Raw genomic sequence first — 271 nt, forward strand, 5'->3', positions numbered from 1 at the left:
ACCGCGGCGTCACCGCCCGCGCCCGCGTCGTCGTGCTCTGCGAGGAGCCTCGCCCCGCCTACGACCGCGTGCAGCTGACCTCGTACTTCAGCGGCCGCACGCCCGACGAGCTGTCGATGGTCGAGGACGGCTTCATGGCCCGGCACGGCATCGAGCTGTACGTCGGCGACCCGGCCGAGTCCGTCGACCGCGCGGCTCGTACGGTGACGGCCCGCTCCGGGCAGGTCTTCGCGTACGACTCCCTCGTCCTGGCCACCGGCTCCTACCCCTT

General features: G+C 72.7%; 1 pseudogene. It reads left to right on the top strand.

Going from position 1 to position 271, the window contains the following annotated elements:
- Positions 1-271, top strand: a pseudogene (locus AC0IXA_RS27505) (nitrite reductase (NAD(P)H)); the annotation flags it as partial.

The organism is Pseudomonas sp. AC083, from assembly GCF_979253165.1.